At 45.5% G+C, this 22,270-nt stretch carries 12 protein-coding genes; 5 read left to right on the forward strand and 7 right to left on the reverse strand.

Annotated elements, in window-relative coordinates:
- Positions 1 to 12: 12 nt before the first annotated feature.
- Both O9X84_RS03030 and O9X84_RS03035 read right to left on the reverse strand, forming a co-directional pair.
- Positions 13 to 3,852: a translocation/assembly module TamB domain-containing protein gene (locus tag O9X84_RS03030; RefSeq protein WP_269518082.1), complete on the reverse strand. Its 3,840-nt coding sequence runs from the start codon at positions 3,850 to 3,852 to the stop codon at positions 13 to 15.
- Entirely contained in the window at positions 3,849 to 5,600 is a 1,752-nt protein-coding gene (locus O9X84_RS03035) for an autotransporter assembly complex protein TamA (RefSeq protein ID WP_269518083.1), read from the reverse strand. Before O9X84_RS03035 ends, O9X84_RS03030 begins: the two co-directional genes overlap by 4 nt.
- Before the next feature lie 605 nt (positions 5,601 to 6,205).
- On the opposite strand from O9X84_RS03035, the gene O9X84_RS03040 reads away from it, so the two are divergent.
- Positions 6,206 to 7,453, forward strand: coding sequence for a multidrug effflux MFS transporter (locus O9X84_RS03040; RefSeq protein ID WP_269518084.1), 1,248 nt, complete (start codon positions 6,206 to 6,208; stop codon positions 7,451 to 7,453).
- A gap of 82 nt (positions 7,454 to 7,535) precedes the next feature.
- Here O9X84_RS03040 and ilvC read toward each other — a convergent pair whose 3' ends face one another.
- Positions 7,536 to 9,011 carry a ketol-acid reductoisomerase gene (ilvC, locus tag O9X84_RS03045; protein ID WP_269518085.1) on the reverse strand — a complete coding sequence of 492 codons (1,476 nt, stop codon included), beginning with the start codon at positions 9,009 to 9,011 and terminating at the stop codon, positions 7,536 to 7,538.
- A gap of 155 nt (positions 9,012 to 9,166) precedes the next feature.
- Here ilvC and ilvY point away from each other — a divergent pair, with 155 nt between their 5' ends.
- A complete protein-coding gene (gene ilvY, locus O9X84_RS03050) occupies positions 9,167 to 10,033 on the forward strand; it encodes an HTH-type transcriptional activator IlvY (RefSeq protein ID WP_163107632.1) in 867 nt (288 codons plus the stop codon).
- A gap of 66 nt (positions 10,034 to 10,099) precedes the next feature.
- Here ilvY and O9X84_RS03055 read toward each other — a convergent pair whose 3' ends face one another.
- Together O9X84_RS03055 and O9X84_RS03060 are read right to left on the reverse strand one after the other, a co-directional pair.
- A complete protein-coding gene (locus tag O9X84_RS03055) occupies positions 10,100 to 11,614 on the reverse strand; it encodes a YifB family Mg chelatase-like AAA ATPase (RefSeq protein ID WP_269518086.1) in 1,515 nt (504 codons plus the stop codon).
- A gap of 93 nt (positions 11,615 to 11,707) precedes the next feature.
- Positions 11,708 to 12,325 (reverse strand): trimeric intracellular cation channel family protein, encoded by a 618-nt coding sequence (locus O9X84_RS03060; RefSeq protein ID WP_269518087.1) that lies wholly within the window; start codon positions 12,323 to 12,325, stop codon positions 11,708 to 11,710.
- A 622-nt stretch (positions 12,326 to 12,947) separates the two neighbouring features.
- On the opposite strand from O9X84_RS03060, the gene ilvD reads away from it, so the two are divergent.
- Positions 12,948 to 14,798: a dihydroxy-acid dehydratase gene (gene ilvD, locus O9X84_RS03065; RefSeq protein WP_269518088.1), complete on the forward strand. Its 1,851-nt coding sequence runs from the start codon at positions 12,948 to 12,950 to the stop codon at positions 14,796 to 14,798.
- Complete coding sequence (gene ilvA / locus O9X84_RS03070) at positions 14,795 to 16,336, forward strand: threonine ammonia-lyase, biosynthetic (protein ID WP_269518089.1); 1,542 nt, start codon at positions 14,795 to 14,797, stop codon at positions 16,334 to 16,336. Before ilvD ends, ilvA begins: the two co-directional genes overlap by 4 nt.
- 154 nt (positions 16,337 to 16,490) lie before the next feature.
- Here ilvA and plsB read toward each other — a convergent pair whose 3' ends face one another.
- Both plsB and O9X84_RS03080 read right to left on the reverse strand, forming a co-directional pair.
- Positions 16,491 to 18,947 carry a glycerol-3-phosphate 1-O-acyltransferase PlsB gene (gene plsB, locus O9X84_RS03075; protein ID WP_269518090.1) on the reverse strand — a complete coding sequence of 819 codons (2,457 nt, stop codon included), beginning with the start codon at positions 18,945 to 18,947 and terminating at the stop codon, positions 16,491 to 16,493.
- 254 nt (positions 18,948 to 19,201) lie between these two features.
- On the reverse strand, positions 19,202 to 19,693 hold the full coding sequence (locus O9X84_RS03080; RefSeq protein WP_269518091.1) for a GNAT family N-acetyltransferase: 492 nt from the start codon (positions 19,691 to 19,693) through the stop codon (positions 19,202 to 19,204).
- Positions 19,694 to 19,964: 271 nt separating this feature from the next.
- Here O9X84_RS03080 and O9X84_RS03085 point away from each other — a divergent pair, with 271 nt between their 5' ends.
- Positions 19,965 to 22,256, forward strand: coding sequence for a sensor domain-containing diguanylate cyclase (locus tag O9X84_RS03085; protein WP_269518092.1), 2,292 nt, complete (start codon positions 19,965 to 19,967; stop codon positions 22,254 to 22,256).
- The last annotated feature ends 14 nt before the right edge of the window (positions 22,257 to 22,270 follow it).

A 22,270-nucleotide genomic window follows, 5' to 3' on the forward strand; every position in this document is an offset into this window, starting at 1 on the left:
GCTCTTGTTTACCTAGTCGTTATTTTCCTTATCGCTTTGTTCGTCATCGCTCTCAGAGCGCCTGCGGTTTTCGCCTAAGAAAAACTCATAGTAGAGGTCGAGAGCAAATTCAGACTGATCCTCTAGCGTGGTTTGAATCGCTTCTAAATAGAGATTGGGTAGAAGCTGGTATTTTAACGCAAGATCTGGGGGAAGCTGTCTGCGTCGAAGCGTACTGTTTACGTCGTTATTTCCAAGACCAACATCGACATTATATTCAACCGATAGCCTATCGTTTATCTGCCCTGTGAGAGAAAGCTTATCTTCATTGGTGCTCAAGCTAAAGTCATCTATGCCAAGGGCACTTCCCACCTGTCCGGTCAGCGATTCTGTATTAGATAGCCCGAAGCCGAGCAGTAGGGCCGCATAGTTTGGATCTGATGAACCTGAATTAGGCCCTGAACCGGTAAGTAAATAAGATAAAACGCCCTGCTGATCCATTGCCGGCTGTGAAAATAGATTAATGCTTGGCGAGTCTGCAGACCCATCTATTCTTATGCCCGCAATCACATCATCATCGGTTTTCGCTGGGTTTCGAATAGCTTCTACTAACAATGAAGGCTGGCTTATCGGGCCATTAAATTGTATTTCGCCAGTTTTTATTATCAAGTTTTGACCGTAGGCGTTATATCGACCATTTAAAATCTGCAGATCTCCGTATCCCACAAGGGCTGGCTGAGTATTTATGCGTATTCCACCATAAAGACTTGCCGTTAGGCCAAAAGCTTCAATTTTTACTTCTTCTTTTTTGGCTTGGTCGATATGCACCATAACATTAGCATGCACAATATCCAGCGGATCTTCACTGCGAGGCTCTCCGCGCAAATGCACGTCTTTTGACGGTGATACGGCACTATTCGGTAACGATGCAACTTCGATTCTGGCCCATGGGATATTTATATCACCAGTAACATCAATCTTTTCTTTTGTCGCAGCGATATCGATATTTGGCGATACTTTAAGCCGCGTATTGGGCTGTCTAATTTCAAAAGAATCTCCCTGCAACGTAAAATTAGCACTCGGGGTAGACGACCAGTTTACATCGCCTTTGAGTGAGCCTTTGCCACCGCCCAATATAAACGAGCCGTCAAGATTAGCTTGTTGACCATCAAGCACAATTGACTGATTCCAATTAGACAATGATACGGGGGTGTCTTGTATGTCAATTGCCCCATTTTCAATAGTGAGTTCGCCATTTAAAGCGGGGTCATCAATGTAGCCGCCCAAGGTGATTTTGCCGTTCAGTAAACCCGTCAGCGTGCGAATTGCCGGTGACAGTGGTTTAAGCGGCGACACATCTAGCCCTTCCATTACAAGCGTGCCGTCAAGTGGCTTTTTATCATCTAAGGGCCGAGTATTAAGCGTAAGCGTTGCATCCCCAATATCTTCACTTGAAATTAACGAGGTCGACGTTAATTTTCCTTGCTTAATGTTGCCTGATGTCTCCATCGAGTTTATGGTCAACTCAATGGGCCTAGATTCTCCCAGTTGCCACTTGGCAGGACTTAGCGAGGCTGTAAAGGTTGCGTCAATGGGGTCTGCCGCAGAGTAGCTGCCCTGTGATTTCACTGTTAGTGCTGCTTCTGAGGCTTTTGAAACAGTTAGAGGTGCGAGCTCGTGAGCCCACAAGCCAACGGGTAACGACGAGGCGGTTATATCCCAACTGGCCTTATTTTCTTGATAGTTAACATTTTCAATGCACAGTTCCCCTTCTCCCCTTGAAGACCAACAGTGACTACTTACCTTTGCCGTGATGGAGGAAGTTTCAGTTGGCGTACCAATATCGAGGTTTAACGGGGATGTTAATAGCCAACGCATATTTGCAATTTCTAGCTTCGAATCAGATATGGTGCCTTTCCAATGCTGCGCTTTCCATGCGCCAGACATCGCCAGGTTTACCGCATTGTCAGGCAGCCTCAATGCGATGTCTGCATTATGATTTTCATAAGTGCCTGAGACAGACACGTCGCCATTTAACGGTCCTTGCTGTGCCGCCTGAGCGCTCAAACTCGGCGAAACGCTAATATCTGATAGGTTAATATTGCTGGTTGTTGATGGATTCTGCCAAGGGCCACTCGCTTTAATCGCACCTTTTACTGAGCCCGACACATCGCTGTACAACATGCTAACCTCTGCGATATCCACATCAATATCGGCGTTTATGTAGCGTTTATTGAGCACTTGAGCCACTGCTTTTATGCGGTTTTGATCTTGCTCAACATTGAGGTTTGCCACTAATAAATCGCTAGGGCCGGCGTATACCGCTTCGCCTACTACTCGTATAGGTGAGCCACGCAGTGCGCCGGTAATATCCATATCGCGTAAACTTACATGCAAACCTCCGGCCTCGGAATATTGCAGTATACTGTCGATATTGCCTTGCAGCTTCGCTGGGGCAAACTCACTAAATTGCTGAGCCGACACATTTTTCAGCGTTGTTTTGCCTTGCCATGCAATGGTGTCGTTAAGGTATAAGGTACCCGTATTCTTAATACTGCCCTCTAAAGCCGATATATCAGCCTCATTCACGTAAATATTGTTCTTTTTAAGTACTACATCTAACGCAACTGGAACGTCACCCATATCAGGTACATTCGCCGAGCCTGTGCCTTTAAGTCTGTAGTCGCCCATGGTGCCGCTAATGGTTAGCTGGCCCGCATCTAAGCTTGCGTTTTCAACGGTAGGAATAGGCTGAGCCTGCCAATTAGCGTCGAAATTTATTGGCAGCGACTCAGATAGAAAGTTTGCAGACAAGGTGGTGTTGGCAGTAATCATTCCAGTGGCTGCAATCGTCACATCAATATCATCCAGCGCCCCTGAAGCATTAAGAGTAATGTTTTGTCGCTGTCCATCTATTGTTGCAAAGCCATCTAACTCAATATCAAGGGGATAATTATCTTTAAGGTTAGCTTCTATAAACCCCGCTACCTGACCTTGCTCATGCTTAACAATCACCCTCTCTACGCGAATTGCAGAGCGTTGAAATGACATATCGTCTACTGATAACAGAGACAATCGCTGAGTGCCTCCATTTTGAGAAGAGCTGTCACCTTGAGAAGTGCTATCACCTTGAGTGAAGCTAATATTCTCTATATTAAGCGCGCTAAATTTAATGGGAATGGGAGTGCCTATTACCGGCAATGATGGCACATCGTAATTAAGCGAGTATGAAGTGGGTAGCGATGAACCGGATTTTGTATCTGGGCCAGAGCCTTGGCCTGATTGCTTGCTTGGCGGTGTAGCTGCGCTGTTTGTACTCTTACTGCTATTTGCGTCTGTGCTATTGAGTGTAATGGCTAAACCACTTGCCTCTAAATTTTCAAAATCAATACGATTGGACCCAGAGAAATCCTCTAGTAGTAAAGATTCAATTGCGATATATGCATTGAGTAAGGCCACCGTCACATTCTTCAACGTAAGCTGCGCCACATCAACTGGAAGAGGGAGGGCAACGGTATCGCTCTCTTCACTCGCTGTATCGTTTTCTAATGCAGCGGATACTTGTTCAACCGTGGCGTTTTCCACCTCAAGGTTGTTTACACAAACGCGAGGCTCAAAGACGCAGCGCCACGTTATATCTGCATAGACTCGACCTACGTCAACCTGCCACTGTGGATTGATGTACGTCAATTTCTGTATTGTTAAGGGCCCAGCAAATCCACCTTCAATGTTCTCAATATGTAGATTATCAACAAAGGTATTGGCCAGTATCTTTACCGTAGGGCCGCCAAGAGGACTGATGAGCAAAGCATATACTGCAACAACAAAGAATACTGGTGATAGCAATAGAGCGGAAATAGTACGCTTTTTCATATTTCAGGCCCTATCAATAAATGAAAATTCCATTTGGTATCGTCTGGAGCAAAGCCTCGCGCAATATAAATTCTCACAGGGCCTATAGGAGAAAGCCAATGTAGCCCTGGACCTACACTATAGGTTAGCTCGGCATCAGTGGTATTTGACGCGGTTCCTGCATCAACGAATGCTGCCACTCGCCAATTATCGGCAAAACGATAGGCATATTCCACGCTACTTGTTAGTAGGTACTTACCACCAATAGATTCTATGTCGAAATCACCTTTACGTGGGTTAAAGAGTTCAGCCTTTGGTGAAATGTCTCTAAAGTCGAAACCTCTAATGCTTTGATCGCCGCCGGCATAAAACCGCAGCGAGGTAGGAACGTCGGAAAAACTGCTTGCCTTGATGGCGCCTAACTCACCGCGAATGGTCAATCGGTGTACATCGTTAAAAGTGGTAATAAACATCCCCTCAACAACTGCCTTGGCAAAGTCGATATCTGACCCCGCATCTTCTCGGCCTACTTGACCAAGAACTTGAAAATACAGTCCGTTGTTAAAGTCTAACTCTCCATCTTTATTACGGTAGGTAATGGAGTATCCTGGCAGAACTAGCGAGGTGGTATTGGTATCCAACGCACCTTGGTCGAAGGTTTCACGCAAGTAGGTAATAGAGCCGTCTTGTTGCCAAGGAGAATTGTCTTCTTGCCAATAGCGATGTGCAGACAGCGATAGCGTTTCACTCTCAAAGGAGGTATTGCTGTATTCAATAAATTGATAACCCGTTTCAAAACTAATGTAGTCGCGAGTGATGTTTTTCATAGGGATGCGGTAGTCAGCAGAAACAGATTGTTCTGGCTGGGACACAAAAATATCCGCGTTTATTGAATGACCACGACTATTCACCCAAGGTCGTTCCCAGCCCAGGCTTATACGAGGTCCGGTGTCTGTTGCGGCACCAAGCGCAACATTAAACGAGTCTGAGGGGCGATGCAGCAGCGATACTTCAATGGGAACTTGCAGTCCTTCGGCATCGCTCACTACCGGGCGCGCGATAACACGGCTAAAATAGCCAGCCTGATTTAAACTGCGATTAAAATCGTTTAGTACAGAAGAAGAGTATGGGTCGCCTGGTTTAAACGGTCTGAGGCGAGAAATAATCGCTTCTGCCTTGTCGTCACCAATAATTTTTAGTTCACCAAAATGATACTGAGGGCCACTTTGCGCTATCAATAGTATGTTGGCCTGCTTCTCTTCTCTCACTAAGTCTAAGCGCGTTGCTTGCCAATAGAAATCAAAGTAACCATGAGAAAGCGCGTAATTGAACATTGAAGATTTAAAGCTTTCGTAAATCGGTTGGTTTAATACGTCGCCCTGTTTTAACTTGAAGGCGTTGAAGCGTTTGCGAAATTCGTCGTCAATTCGACCCGCTCCAATGATTTCACGTGTCACTTTATTTACAGTTAACGGTGCGTTCAGAGTCACAGATACCTTTACCGTATTCTCATCATTCACCGTTATGGTGGTTTCGCTATTGTAATAACCGAAAGGTTGGACAGCTGTTGCTACCGCTTCAGACACTTCGTCTTGCCAATAAGGGTCGCTCAGTAAGGACTTTTCAACATCCAAATTGTTCAGATGGATGCGAATGTTGTCTTTAAGCTTACTACTTTCGACTCCGGATATTGAATAGGAGATGTCGCTTTCGGCGCTCACTGAAAAAGGTGAGATAACCAAAATCAGAGCTAAAAATGGGACAGCCACAAAAAATCTACGCAATATAGCCTGGCTGCGGCGCAAATTCATGCGGCACCACGTTGTACATGTGTGTGTAAGAAGCAGTAGAAGTTTGTTTTCTACGGGAGTTGAGAGCATGTAAATGCAGGATCCTTAAAGCATTGATTCGATGTATGGGCGCACTAACCACAAAGTATTGGCGCCAACAACTAGTCACAAATACTCGCCGCAATATTATAACCCTTGGCGCTCGTGATTTCCTTGTGTTTCTGTTGCTGTACCGGAGTCTATTGCCGTACCAGTAATCAGCATACCACATTCACACTTTCACACTGAAAAGCGCGATGAGAGAGAAAAATTCTGCGTTAACTACCCTGAAGTAGTGAGCAGTGCATTTATTTTTTCTTATTTCGCTATTTAATACGAGCAAGGCAAGCAAATAGAACGAATCAGGCTACGTTTTCTATTTAGTTACGCTCTTACTATTTACTTCATTAACCGACTAAGCCGCCAGTAATTGCGATAGGCGCTATCAATGCTGGCGGCTTTTTAATCAGCTTTACGGTATAATCGCTCCAAGCGCGCATCGGTGCGCTTTTTTCACTCCCCACTACTTTCATATAAGAGAAATTATGCCCCAAAATGCTCATGGCGCATCGCACGATGCAGCCGTTGTTCGAAAGCCTGTTCTAGGCATTGTTGAGTTTGTCGCATTAATGGCAACAATGACGTCCTTAGTTGCCCTAAGCATTGATGCAATGCTGCCAGCTTTGCTGCAAATTGGCGAATCGTTGAATGTCGAGCAGGCCCATCATACTCACCTTATTGTTACGGTTTTCTTTGTAGGCATGGCTTTTGGGCAGATGTTTTTTGGCCCTTTTTCGGATAGCCGAGGACGCAGACTAACTATTCTTGTGGGCCTTTGTATATTCGCGCTTGGTACGTTTGTGTGTATGTCGGCTACCACACTTGAAACTATGCTGGTGGGAAGAGTTATTCAAGCGTTCGGGGTGTCAGGCCCACGCATTGCCTCAATGGCAATTATCCGCGACCTATACGTGGGTGACTCCATGGCGCGGGTGATGTCGTTCATTATGATGGTGTTTATTCTTGTGCCCATGTTAGCGCCTATTATTGGCCAAACAGTGATGGATCTATTTTCTTGGTTCCATATTTTTACGCTATTTCTTGTTGTCGCTACGATGGCCGGTATTTGGTTTTTCTCAAGGCAAGGGGAAACCTTGCCGAGACATCGCCGGAAAGCGTTTTCTTGGAAGCAATTCTTTGTATCTTCAAAATTAATTCTTACTAATCCTTCGGTGATGGGATACACCTTTGCGATGGGCTGCATCTTTGGTTCTTTTCTTGCCTATTTAAGTGCTTCGCAAACTATTTTTCAGGTGTATTACAACGTGGGTGATATGTTTCCCTATATCTTCGCTACCCTTGCCTTTTCTATTGGTTTAGCAAGCTATTTTAACGGCAAAATGGTGATGCGGTTTGGCATGAGAAAGCTGTGCCGGTTTGCGCTTAAAGGTGCGAATGGTTTTGCCGTCGTGTATCTAGCTTTGTTGATAGCCTACGATGGCCTTCCACCCTTAGCACTCACTGTATCGGTTATGTTTATTGGCTTTTTCTTTGTGGGTATTTTGTTTGGCAATCTAAATGCTATGGCCATGCAGCCATTAGGCGATGTGGCAGGGTTAGGGGCAGCTATTATTGGCTCGTTCTCCAGCCTTTTCTCGGTGCCAGTCGCCCTGTTTGTTGATAGCTTTCTAAACGGTAACCTTATGCCAATTGGCATCGGCTTTTTCGTGTTTTTTGCGTTGTCTTATGTGGCAGTGCGGTTTGCTGAACGTGTTAGAGAGTGCGGCGCGTAGGCATAAAAAAGCCCGACCAAAATGGTCGGGCAAAAGGGCTTATTAAAAGCACCTAACGACAGAAACTGTCTTAACCACTGTCTTACACTATGGCTTTCATGTCAGTCATGTAGCCACGCAGGGTTGTTCCTACTGATTCCACACCGTGTGAGCGGATGGCATCGTTAACTTCAACAAGGCGTTTGTTCTCTACTTGATTAGAAGTAGCAGGCAAACCTTTACCTATCACTGAAGTATCGATAGTAGGCATAAAGCTTTCACGCAAAATTGGAATGGCTGCGTTCGCAAACAAGTAGTTTCCATATTCTGCAGTATCTGAGATAACCACGTTCATTTCGTACAAACGCTTACGCGCGATGGTATTTGAAATAAGTGGTGTTTCATGCAGTGATTCGTAATAAGCCGACTCAGGTAAAATGCCTGCTTCAACCATGACGTCGAAGGCAACTTCAACACCGCATTTGATCATGGCAACAAGTAGAATGCCGTGGTCAAAAAACTCTTGTTCACTAATTTTACCTTCGTAAGCTGGCGCGTTCTCAAAAGCCGTTTCACCGGTTTCTTCGCGCCACTTAAGTAGGTTTGCATCACCGTTTGCCCAATCTTCCATCATCGTGCGAGAGAATTCGCCGCTAATGATGTCGTCTTGGTGTTTTTCAAACAAAGGACGCAGTAATTCGGTTAGCTGGTCTGAAAGCTCTGCGGCTTTCAACTTCGCAGGGTTCGACAGACGGTCCATCATGTTAGTAACGCCGCCAATCTTCAGTGCTTCAGTAATGGCTTCTAGCCCATACTGAATAAGTGCACCGGCGTAGCCTGCATCAATACCGTCATCAACCATTTTTTCAAAAGCGAGTACTGCTGCAACTTGCTGCATACCGCACAAAATAGTTTGCTCACCCATCAGGTCAGACTTAACTTCAGCAACAAACGATGACTCTAATACACCTGCTCTGTCGCCGCCGGTGGCACTAGCCAGTGCCTTTGCAGTATCCCAACCTTTACCTTGCGGATCGTTTTCAGGGTGAACCGCAATAAGTGTTGGAACACCAAAGCCACGCTTATATTCTTCGCGTACTTCAGAGCCCGGGCTTTTAGGAGCGCACATGACAACAGTAATATCGTCACGAATTTGCTGGCCTTCTTCAACGATATTAAAACCGTGAGAATAGCTTAGTGTGGCGCCTTCTTTCATTAACGGCATGACCGCTTCTACAACGCTAGCATGCTGCTTATCAGGTGTTAGGTTATAAACTAAGTCGGCATCAGGAATTAAGTCTTGGTAAGTACCAACAGTGAAATCGTTACCCGATGCGCGTTTGTAAGAGTCACGCTGCTCATCGATGGCTGCTTGACGCAATGCATAAGACACGTCTAAACCTGAATCACGCATGTTTAAGCCTTGGTTAAGACCTTGCGCACCGCAACCCACGATCACAATTTTCTTGCCTTTAAGGAACTGACAACCGTCAGCGAATTCATCGCGTGCCATGAAGCGACAGCGGCCAAGCTGATCTAACTGCTGGCGAAGTGATAGGGTATTGAAATAATTAGCCATAAAAATTTCCGAACAACATTCATTTTTGTCAATATCAAACACCACCTTGGTGCTGACAGACCTCGTCTATGACGACTTGCTGTGAAGACTAAAAGATTTCTTTTGTTTTGGAAAATGATATATTTGCAAGATAATATTGCAAATAGTGAAACATTATGGATTTTCGCAGTTTACAACTCTTCAATCACTTGGCCACCAGCTTACATTTTGGTGATACAGCCGAAGCCATGTATGTGTCTCCTTCTACGCTAAGTCGCGTTATTCAAAGGCTAGAGGATGACTTAGGCTGCACCTTATTTAAGCGCGATAACAGAAAAGTAGCTCTAACCCACAGTGGTCACAAGCTGCTGTCATTTTCAAAACAGGCCTTAAAAGAATGGCAGCAGCTGAAGATTGATTTAAAGGCAGACAGCGACGCACTGCAGGGTGAGATTAGTGTTTTTTGCTCGGTAACCGCCAGTCAAAGTCACTTGCCAAGCATGTTACGGCAGTTTAGAGAGCAGCACCCAGGCGTTGATATTCGACTTATTACGGGCGACCCTGCATTGGCAATCGAAAAGGTAAAAAGCAAGCAGTGTGACCTGTCTATCGCTATTTATACGCCTGACATGCCTACTGACCTTCATTTTTCAGCCCTTGACGATGTTCCCCTGGTGCTCATTGCACCTCGTGAATGGCGATTAACCCAATTGAGCCAGTTAGATTGGACAAAGCATAAGGTGATCATGCCCGAAACCGGGCCTACCCGACGAACCGCGTATCACTGGTTTGCAGAGCATGGCATTCGCCCTAACGTTTACGCCTATGTAGGCGGTAATGAAGCCATTGTGAGTATGGTGGCATTGGAATGCGGAGTAGGCTTTGTGCCTAAAGTTGTGTTAGATCATTCAAGTATGGCCAGCGCAGTAACGCAAATTCAGGTAGATGATATAGAGCCTTATGCCCTTGGATTATGCTGCCTTCAAAATAAGCAGCATGAGCCTTTAGTCGACGCTTTCTTAAAACTAGATGTGCGTAGCTAGTGCTTTAGTTAGTAACTGTTTAACATCTATCTACGTGGAACTATAGGTTGCTACGTTACTAGTTTCTCAACAGCTACTTAATTGTTTAATTAAGTTATCGAGGGCGCGATACCCTAAAGCTTCACTAATATGAGCCCGGCTTACGGCCTCTTCGCGGTGCAAATCAGCAATGGTTCTCGCTACTTTTAACGTACGATGAAACACACGCATTGATAGGTTAAGTTGTTTAGCTGCCGCTTTTAAAAAGCGAAGATCACTATCGTTTACCTTACACACGGAAGCCAGATCTCCAGCACCTAGGGACGCGTTTGGCTTTCCCTGCCTCATTAGCTGAATATGGCGAGTATCAGCCACTTCTTTTCTAACCCTGTGTATTGAGTCGTCAGTGGAGGGTTTTGCGATAGGCAAATCGTAATCGGGCAGTCTGGGTACCTCAACCTGAATGTCTATTCTATCGAGTAAGGGGCCAGACAACCTGTTTAAGTAATTAAGCTGCTGCTGAGGAGAAAGGCGGTTGTCGTCAATATCCCCCGTTGGGCTGGGATTCATTGCGGCAATCAGCTGAAAGTTTGCTGGGTACGTAGCACTGCCAGACGCCCTAGAAATATGCACGTCGCCTGTTTCCAATGGTTCTCGCAATACGTCTAATGCTTTTCTGCCAAATTCAGGCAATTCATCCAAAAATAATATGCCGTTATGGGCTAAGGATATTTCCCCGGGTACTGGATTTGAACCGCCCCCAGTAAGGGCAATGGCAGAGCTTGTATGATGAGGTGAGCGCAAATGGCGATGCATAAATTTTTCAGCATTGAGCGTTTCGCCTTTTACCGAATAGACAGAGGCAACCTCTAAGGCCTCTTCCTCAGTGAGCGGAGGCAACAGGGCAAGCATGCGGCTGGCCAACAAGCTTTTTCCTGTACCTGGAGGACCAACCATCAGTAAATTATGCGCGCCACTTGCTGCAATAATTAAGGCGCGTTTTGCTTGTTCTTGACCAATAATATCGTCCCACCCAATGTCACTCATGCTGCTTGAGATAGGCGTGAATGGTTGCCCAGAGGTGAGCTTTTTATGGCCACTTAGGTGCTCAAAAACAGAGAGTAAGTCAAAAGCCGGCAGTCGAGCAGCGTGAGAGACCAGCGCCGCTTCAATATCATTATCGCCGGGGTAAATAAGCGGTATATCTTCGTTTGCGGCGGCTATAACCACGGGTATCAGGCCGCCAACAGGCTTTATGTCGCCATTAAGCGCAAGTTCGCCAACAAAGGCAATATTAAGTAAGCTTGTGTCGGGTAAGTAGCCCGCGGCGACTAATATGCCTACCGCAATGGGTAAATCGAATCGTCCTCCAAACTTAGGAATATCGGCGGGCGCTAAATTAACGGTAATCCGCTTTGCAGGAAAATCGAAACCACTATTGATAAGTGCGCTTCTTACTCGCTCTCGTGCCTCTTTTACGCTGGTTTCTGCCATTCCCACTAGCTGAAAAGCCGGCAAGCCGTTGGCCAAGTGAACTTCAACGGAGATCTCTGGTGCAGAAAGGCCCTGTCCTGCGAAGGTTTTTACAACGGCCATGCTCATATATTTACCCCAGTGCTTTCTCGCTCCTTCTGTGTAGGTAAGTAATGTAAATGAGGCTGTGGCTCAGTGTAACTGTACGCAAGGCGTGTTGAGTTAGCTTTGTTCGCTGTAGAATACAGGTAACTGCCAGTGCCACCGCAAGCTGCCTAAGCGCAATAGCACTGTGGTGATAAGTGCGGCAATGCCGCACCACTGTGTTGCAAGGTCGAAATACAGCCCTGCACCGTAGGCAAAGCCACCGGCAATACATGTCATCGCGTAAAGTTCACCGTTTAACACTAGCGGTACTTCTCGGCAGATAACATCTCGCAGCAAGCCGCCGAATACTCCGGTAATCGTTCCCATGGCAACGGCAACCGCAATGCCTGTATCATTTGCCAATGCTTTTTCAATACCCACTACGTTAAATAGCGCCAAACCGAAGGCATCGGCAATTAATAGGTAATGAAAAGGAAATCGGGGACTTATGCGCAGCCACAAAATGGGGATAAAAGCGGCAACAAGGGTGGTATATAGGTAATCGGTATCAGCAATCCAAAACACGGGCACGTCTAGCATCACATCGCGCAGTGTGCCGCCACCAATGGCTGTTGCGCTAGCCAGCACGATAACACCAAATCCGTCCATGCGCTTTTGATAAGCCATTAAGGTGCCAGAAATTGCACATACCGCTACACCAGCAAGGTTTAGCCAATGAAACCAGTCAAACATCTATACCTGCCTTGTTTATAAAAGCTACTATTTATGAAAATGGCTATTTATAGCCGTTTAAACCGCAAAATACTTGATTCAATATTGGGTTTTATGATATTTCTTTGCGAACACTGTACGTACATAAATTCAGCGAGACAAAATCTCGACCTGCAGCGGCCACTGCAAGAGAGTTTATTGAATACCTACTAGTTTAGAACAAGGGTCGCCATAACCCTTTTTGAACAACTTTTCATTTTGTGCGCGTGTCCTATTTACCTGCAGACTTACTTGCTTATAAAAAGTGCCTGTAGTTGGATACACAGCATGTCAATTATATCATTAAAAACAACACCACAATGGTAAGTTTTGAACAGCCTTTTCTGTCGCAACGGCGAAGAGTATTGCGCTACATTCATGATGATTCAGCACATGATGTTTTAGCGCCACTGTATTCTTTTGCTAACTAATTTCTGATGTTGCTGGTATTTACGCACGGGTTGGCTATGGTCGACTAGGTGTCCCTCAAAATGGGTGCCTTGGCCTAGATGTGAGAAAGGCAACAGCAATAAAACACGTTTAGCAGGTAACGGTATCTGCTGAGCATTATTTATTCGTTTGACTATATCAACGGGAGGGGTTTATGCCCAAGTTACGTTCTGCAACCACCACGCAAGGCAGAAATATGGCTGGAGCGCGCGCGCTCTGGCGTGCCACAGGTATGAAAGATTCTGACTTCGGCAAGCCTATTGTTGCTATTGCCAATTCATTTACCCAATTTGTTCCAGGGCATGTACACCTTAAAGATATGGGCCAGCTGGTTGCTCGCAGTGTTGAGGCCGCAGGTGGTGTAGCCAAAGAGTTCAATACCATCGCAGTAGATGACGGCATTGCCATGGGCCACAGCGGTATGCTCTACAGCCTACCATCGAGAGAAATTATAGCCGACGGTGTGGAATACATGGTTAACGCACACTGTGCAGACGCTATTGTTTGTATCTCAAACTGCGACAAAATTACGCCGGGAATGTTAATGGCGTCGATGCGCTTAAATGTACCTGTTGTGTTTGTTTCCGGCGGGCCTATGGAAGCGGGCAAAACCAAACTGTCTGATCAACTTATTAAACTTGATCTGGTCGATGCCATGGTGGCCGCCGCTGATGACAAAATAAGCGATGCCGACTCTGATGAAATAGAGCGTTCAGCATGCCCTACCTGTGGTTCGTGCTCGGGTATGTTTACGGCAAACTCAATGAACTGCCTAACGGAAGCGCTAGGACTGTCGTTGCCGGGTAATGGCTCTATGTTGGCAACCCATGCCGATCGTGAAGAGTTATTTAAAAAGGCAGGCGAGCAGATAGTCGAGTTGTGTAAGCGTTACTACGGCGATAACGATGAGAGCGTATTGCCGCGTAATATTGCTAATTTTAGCGCCTTTGAAAATGCCATGAGTCTCGATATCGCCATGGGCGGTTCGACGAATACCATACTTCACCTTCTTGCTGCTGCAATGGAAGGCGAAGTGCCATTTACAATGGATGATATAGACAGGCTGTCTCGTAAAGTACCTCACTTATGCAAGGTTGCGCCTGCTACCCCTCAGTACCATATGGAAGACGTGCATCGAGCTGGTGGTGTAATTGGTATTCTCAACGAATTAAATAAAGCGGGCCTACTGAACAAAGACACTTATCACGTTCTGGGTAAGCCCCTTACCGACGTGATCAGCGACTGGGATATTACTAACCCTGAGAATAAAAAAGCTATCGAGTTTTTCCGTGCCGGCCCGGCAGGCATTCGTACTACTAAAGCATTTAGTCAAAGCTGCCGCTGGGATGAAGCTGATGCCGATAGGGAAAATGGCTGCATTCGTTCAATTGAAAATGCATTTAGCCAAGAGGGCGGCCTTGCGGTGCTTTACGGCAATGTGGCTGAAAACGGCTGTATTGTAAAAACCGCTGGCGTGGATGAATCTATACTGACGTTTGACGGCACTGCACGTATTTACGAAAGCCAGGATGACGCGGTTGCGGGCATTTTAGGCGATGAAGTCAAAGCGGGCGACGTGGTATTCATACGTTACGAAGGCCCTCGTGGCGGACCGGGTATGCAAGAAATGCTGTATCCTACGTCTTACCTCAAGTCTAAAGGGCTTGGCAAGCAGTGCGCACTGGTTACCGACGGTCGATTCAGCGGCGGTACCAGCGGTTTGTCTATCGGTCACTGTTCGCCTGAAGCGGCAAGTGGTGGTGGTATTGCTTTGGTTGAGCATGGCGATAAAATCAAAATTGATATTCCTAATCGCACCATCAATATTGAGATAAGCGATGAAGCCTTGGCTGAGCGTCGCGCGAAAATGGAAGCAAGCGATAAACCGTGGCGGCCAAAAGATCGCGTTCGCGAAGTGTCCACATCGCTCAAAACATTTGCGGCCCTTGCCACAAGTGCAGATAAAGGTGCTGTTCGAGACGTGACGAAATTGGAAGGGTTATGAGTGTAAGCGATCACGAGTATCTAAAGAAAATTTTGTTGGCGCCGGTATATGATGTTGCCGTGGCCAGCGAGTTGTCTTATATGTCTTTGTTATCGGCCGAGTTGGGCAACAACATCTTTTTAAAGCGTGAAGATCAGCAGCCAGTAAAAAGCTTCAAGCTTCGCGGGGCGTACAACCGAATTCACTCCCTTTCTCAAGCGCAGCTTGAGGCGGGCGTAATAGGTGCATCGGCGGGTAATCATGCGCAAGGCCTTGCATACAGCGCCAAAATGAAAGGTATTAAGGCCACTATTGTCATGCCTGAAACCACGCCTGACATTAAAATAGACGCTGTGCGTCGCTTTGGTGGTGAGAATGTAGAGGTCGTGCTGCACGGCACGAGTTTTGACCAAGCCAGTGGTCATGCAAAATCCCTATGCCAAGAGTTTGGCTATACGTTTGTTCCTCCTTTTGACGATCCTGATGTGATTGCAGGTCAAGGCACGGTAGCTCGTGAGTTACTAGAGCAAAACCCGAACCTTGATATTCTATTTGTAGCCGTTGGTGGCGGAGGGTTGGCCGCCGGTATTTCTGTGTATCTGAAGCAGCTTAAACCCAGCATTAAAATTGTTGCCGTAGAGTCAGAAGAGTCAGCCTGCTTTATTAAAGCTAAAGCAGCGGGTGAGCCAACCGAACTGAATAGTGTGGGCATTTTTGCTGATGGTGTGGCGGTAAAAGTGATGGGTCAGGAGACTTTCAGACTGTGTAATCGCCTCATCGATGAAACCATTACGGTGACGAACGACGAAATATGCGGCGCTATTAAGGATATTTTTGACGATACCCGCGTTATTGCTGAGCCAGCTGGTGCGTTATCGGTTGCTGCTATTCGAAAATATGCCAAAGAGCACAACCTACAAGGAAAGTCCTTAGGCGGCATTTTGTGTGGCGCTAACATCAATTTCCACACCTTGCGCTATGTGTCTGAACGCTGTGAGTTAGGCGAGCAGAAAGAAGCCGTGTTTGCGGTAAAAATTCCAGAGACCAAAGGTGCGTTTAAGCAGTTCTGTGAGTGCGTTGGCGCTAAAGCGATAACCGAATTCAACTATCGCTATGCCAGTGAAAATGAAGCCCATATTTTTGTAGGCGTAAAACTCAAGGGAGGACAGCAGGAATTTGCTGCGCTTCAATCGGACTTAGAAAATAGAGGTTACGACTGCTTTAACCTAACGGATAACGAGTTAGCGAAGCTGCATGTTCGTCATATGGTAGGGGGAAGACCGCCTAGCATACTTAACGAGCAGGTATTTAGTTTTGAATTTCCAGAACGCCCTGGCGCCCTGCTTAACTTCTTAAACACACTAGGCGAGCAGTGGAACATTACCTTGTTCCACTATCGCAATCACGGGGCTGCTGAAGGGCTTGTGTTAGTTGGTTTTGACATATTGCCAGAAAGCCGTGAAGCCTTTAATCAACACGTGGTAGAGCTTGGTTATAAATATGAAGAGGTCACGGACAACCCTGCATACCGGTTCTTCTTATCTCAACCTGCACGCTAATGATTTGCACGCTAGCAATTATTAGCGATACCAGCCAGTTTATCCTTATACTGCTTCTACGTAAGCTTTAACTTACCTTGGAGCAGTATAAGGGCCCTCTTTTGTTTTTTATAAAACAGATTGCTGCAAGAATGTGTAGCAAAATCAACTCGCCCTAGTCTTTGTCTGAGTTCAGCGCAACATTTTCAAGGTGCTGCATCATCTCAGGCCAAATGAGCGCCATGACGTCTTCACGAAGGGCTTCGCATTCTTCAGAGTACTTCAAGCTGCCGTCTTTTTCTGAGTCTAACCAGTGGTTTTCTTTTAAGGCACTAATAAAGCTTGATAATACGTTCTTATCATAAAACTCTGGCGAGCTTAGGCCATAAAGCACAGAAAGACGTTCTGCTACTTTCTTACTTTCTCTCTCAAGCGCGCCACGGCTAATGGACTTTTCTTTATCCAAAATGGTCAGCACAACTGCATAACGCTGCAGCGTTTCCTGCATACACCGGCTTAACAGCCATGCAGAATGGAATTGCTTACAGTGTGCGTCAGGAGGAAGCAATTCGTCATCAACTTCACGCAATAGCCCGCTACTAACTAATGTTGCGATTAGAGCGTCGGTATGAGTAAGGGCCTCATCTTGAGAAAGGTGAAGGAAAAGCTCTTTTTGCAGCAGTGGATAAAGTGACGCAATCAACTCAAACACCTTATTCTTGCTGATCCCTTTTTTAGCAAAAACCGATGCCATTATTAGCCCAGGAATGGCAAATAAATGCAAAATATTGTTTCGATAATAAGTGAGGTACACAGCTGATTTGGGCTGCGGGCTTATTAGCCGGCCGTAGTCATCATCTTGTATGTCAAACCGGCCAAGTTTCAGGGTATCTTGCAGCAATTCATTGGCAGAGGCCTCTGGAATGGTTGCGTCACCACTAAATGGAGCTTGTTTAAATAAGTCGATAAAGTCGCCCATAGCCTGCTGAAGCTCGGCTTCGCTCATGGTTTGCGTTTTAGAAGACAACAAACACAGAGAGATAAGCGCCATACCGTTAAGCGCTGCGGCCCTATTAATGCGTGTCATCACATCGTTAGCCAGTATATTAACTGCTGGTGTTAACCATGCTGGTTTTTTCTCTGGCTCTGCGTCTCTGCACTCGCGCCAGTTTGGAACGTGAGATTCTAAGAACTGATTAAGCTGAATTGGCTCACCAAAATTCACGTAGCCATGGCCATAATTTTTAAGCTTTTTGATGGCGGTGAAAACTTGAAGATTCGATTCCTTTTTCTTCTTAGAGCCTTTGAGCTCATTCAAATAGCTTTTCACTTCCATCACGTTTTCGTAGCCAATGTATACGGGTACAAGGCTAACCGGGCGATTTACACCTTTCAGCATGGCCTGAATGGTCATTGCTAGCATGCCCGTTTTAGGTGGAATAAGCCTACCCGTGCGGCTTCGGCCGCCTTCGGGATAGTATTTCACCGAATAACCTTTATTAAATAATAGCTCTAAGTACTCTCTGAATACCGCTGTGTAGAGTTTATTTCCGGCAAAACTACGCCTTAAGAAAAACGCACCACAGCGCCTAAATATCTTACCTACCGGCCAGAAGTTTAAGTTAATGCCCGCGGCAATATGCGGGGTAACCATGCCCTCGTGGTAAATAACATAGGTAAGCAACAGGTAGTCCATATGACTGCGATGACACGGCACATAAATAATTTCGTGTCCATTAGCCGCAAGCTCGCGAATACGCTCTGCGTGACCTACGCTGATGCCGTTATAAATCTTGTTCCAAATCCGGGTAAGGATTCTGTCACCAAAGCGAATTAAGCCTTCACGATAATCTGCAGCCACTTCGGTGATGTAAGACTGCGCTCGTTCTTTCGCTTTCTCGTGTGATACCTTTTTCGCTCTTGATTCTTCTGCCATTGCACGACGTACGGCATCAGAGCCCAATACGCTGTTGTTGAGCTCTTGTCGCTCTAGCAATGTAGGGCCTGTCATGCTTTGGCGTTTACGATGAAAGTGAGTGCTCGCTACTCTTACAAGTTTTTGCGCTATGCTTTGATCACTACCGTGCTGATTGGCCATAGTACGAGCAGAGACCGCTTTTGAATAATTGATAAAGTTATCGCGCCCTAAAAACAAGACAATGAATAACTTTCGAAGCCAGCTAGGCGCCGCTTTGTAAGTAATTAAGTCCCCTAATCCTGGCTTGCCTTTACCCGGCGTTCTTCCCCAAGTAATGAATACGGGAACCACCTGAAGGTCTAAGTTTTTGTGATCGCGATGCAGATGGAATAAATCGGTAAAGACATCTTCAATGCCGGTATTGTCGCCAGTTGTGCGAAACAGAGGCTGAGTTTTCCTCAAGAATAAGGTGGAAGGGTATTCTCTGCCCGCAAGAGTCAGCGTATCTGTAGGGCTAGGCAGTCCTAACGCTTGTGTCGACATTCTTAGCGCTAATTGGTCGGTGACCGAGTTAGTCGGTAATAAATAAACAATGGGCTTTTCTTTATCGATCCCAAGCTCAGAGTCGACGTTCACTGGAATACTGTGTGCTTTAACAAGCAACTTAACAGGATAATGAAATACCGATAAAAAGGCTTTTCGCATCCACGACATGAATTCTGTCATCCTATGAAATAAAAACGCAATTAGTGTATCACAAAACCGGTAATGTCTACTTTTATGCTGAATTTATGCAGGCGAATAAGCGTAACACGGAGCATTAACGTAAGTGACTGATTAGTAGCATAAGCGATGGTAGCCAATCCTATACAAAGGCTTAAACTTTCATAATGTGCGGTATTGCTCACTATCAAAACTATACACTGCACGCAGAAAAAACGTCCTAGTCAATAACGCTAAACCTTGCGTTATGTTTTTCGTGTGTAACGCATGGCCACATTGCAGCGCTCGTAGGCACTTCCGTACTTGTCCATTGTTTCTTTGCAGTGCTCAAATCCATTTTTTAAATAAAGGTGAATGGCCGCCTCGCAGCGCTTATTGGTGAGTAAAAATAGAGTGTTGTGAGCGATAGAGGGCGCTAAGGTTAATACATATTGTAATAGCTGCTCGCCTACTTTAAGGCCTCGAACAGTAGAAATCACTCCCATTTTAGTGAGCTCAAAAACGCCTTCCGATTTTTTTGCTAATGCGCAGGCTCCCACCACACCTAGGGTTGGGTGTTTGGCAAACCAGATGTGGCCGCCTTTATTAATAATAAATTCTCTTGGGTGAGAAATAACATCTTCATCAACGGGTTCAAGAACAAACATAGACTCTATCCATTCTCTATTTATCGAATCAAAATAAGGCGATAACTCATCGCTAAAAGGTAAAAATTCCAGAGGTAAAGATTGTTCCATCGGTAAAAATTAACTTAATTATGAATAACGCTATGCTAGATAAAAAACGCCATAATGAATAGCATCTTTATCACTAGGGCAATTTTTCATTAGGTCATTTTATGATTAGAGCTTTGTCATTAGGAAGCCGGGACCTTTACATTACCGTCAAAGAGATAGGCTTAGAAAAATAAGACTTTTGTCTAAATAACGCTTTGTAATCTTTTTTAAGTTGGCGTTTCGCGCACAAATAACTATTTTTATATTAGATTTTACTTACGAGCAAGAAACCTTGGACAACAGGCTCCCGACAACCATCGATGCAATGAGGCTCAATAGCGAACTTCCGCTTGATTTAGACGATTTAATGACACTATTGGCTGAAGCTTATGATGTGCCCATTGCGTTAATTGGTATTGTTGGTAAGCAAGACGAAGTGATAAAAGCGAGTTATGGCACTGACATTGAGTATATTCCTCGTGAAAATGCGTTTTGCAGCCATGTTGTCGAGTCCGGCGAGCCCCTACTTATTCCCGATATTAAGAAAGATGAGCGTTTTTGTAACACGCAAAATGTACTAGGTGATAACGACATTGTATTTTATGCCGGAACGCCTATTAATATCGACGGCGAAGCAGTCGGCGCTGTGTGTCTCATAGACTCAAAGCCGAGAAATATGAGCGAAAAGCACCTCATTCTACTTGCGCGGATAGGCGCGTTAGTCAGTAAACACATTGGCCTTTCCAGAGAGCACGAGATGCTCAAACGAGAGCACGGCCTAATCGAGAAGTCGCCTATCGTACTTGCGACATGGAATTTCGATACCTCCCTTAAATTAGCTTACATCTCCAAAAACGCACACACAGTCATTGGTGCTGATGCGGCAGATTTATTAGATGGCAAAATTGAGTTCACCGATTTGATGTGCGATGAGTCAGACGCTGACTTTACCTTTGCCATGCAGGCACACATGGAAGGGGTCGAAACCCATGTTTGTAGGCTAAAAATGTCTGTGCCTACTCGCACTATTTGGGTGAGCATGATTTCTACTGCTAGTTTCAACGACAGTGGAAGCCTTTTTTCGGTGCAGGCGTTTTTGTTTGATACCAGCGATCAAAAATATGTGGAGGACAAACTCAACGAAACCAATCAGCGAATGCGCCTGCTCTTAGAGGCATCAGAGCTAGGAACATGGGATTGGAATTTAAAAGCCGATGTGAACCAGGTAAACAGGCGATGGTGTGAAATTGTAGGTATCGATTATGAGTATTACGATACAAGCTATCGATATTCCAGACAGCTTATTCATCCAGCTGACCTCGTGCAATTTGAACAGCACCTTGATGAACATTTACGAGGTGAAACAAGCGTATTTAACACTACGTTTAGAATGAAGCACGCTAGTGGTAACTGGGTGTGGGTGGAGTCTTACGGCAAAATTGTTGAAAATGACGCCATGGGGAAACCGCTAAGAGTCGCCGGTATTCACCGTGATATTACGGGAAGAATGGAGAGCGAAATCCATGAAAGGAAAAAAACGCAGCTGCTGCAGTTTATCAATAAAACGCGGGCGTCTTATTTAGAAAGCAATGACCTTACACTGGCCTGTCAAACCGTACTCCCCGAGTTAATTGAGCTATCAGACAGTCAGTTTGCTTTTATTGCACAAATGCAGGATAAAGACAGTGAGCCTAAACTCTTTATTCATGCCATTTCAGACATTGTGTGGGACAGTTCTAGCTTTACGCAATACGCAGAGTATAAAAAGCGAAACCTGTACTTCACAAGTTTTGATAATTTGTTTGGCAAAGTTATTACAACCGGTGATGTTATTATAAGCAATACGCCAAAAAATCATCCTGCATCAAGAGGTACGCCTAAAGGTCACCCTCGTATTAACCGCTTTCTCGGGCTTCCTATCAAGATTAAAGATGAGGTTGTGGGGATGATTGGCTTAGCTAATAAGTTTGAATTCTATAAAGCGTCAGATGCCGCGTTTTTCCAGCCGTTTTTAGATGCATTAGCAGGTTTATTTTATGCGGTTGATTTGGAAACCGCACGGGCAGAAGCTGAAGAAAAACTGCGTATGCTTGCGATGACCGACCCCCTTACCGGCTTGTTAAATAGACGAGCTTTCTTAGATGAATGTAATCTTATCTCCCAAACTCACCAGCAAGTCGCCGTAGCCATTATCGACATAGATTACTTTAAGAGTGTCAACGACACCTATGGGCACGATGCGGGAGACTATGCATTAAAAGAGGTTGCAAAAATAACTCGCTCTTTTTGCAGCGAGGATGGCGTTGTAGCTAGGTTAGGCGGTGAAGAATTCGCCATTGTGTTAGTGAATAAATCCCCTAATGAAGTAAACAGCACCTTTGAAAGCCTTCGAGAGGCTATAAACGCTGCGCAACTTGCTTACAAAAACGACCGAATTAATGTCACTATCAGTACTGGGGTAAGCTATACGTCAGACTGCTTTGATATCGATTTTAGTACCTATTTGTCGGTGGCCGATCAGGCGTTGTACGAGGCTAAGTCAAGTGGTAGAAACCGCACCTGCTGGCAACCCGGTATACTTTAGCGCCATAAGTGATA

The organism is Alteromonas sp. BMJM2 (genome assembly GCF_027257845.1).
Taxonomy (GTDB): Bacteria; Pseudomonadota; Gammaproteobacteria; order Enterobacterales; family Alteromonadaceae; genus Alteromonas.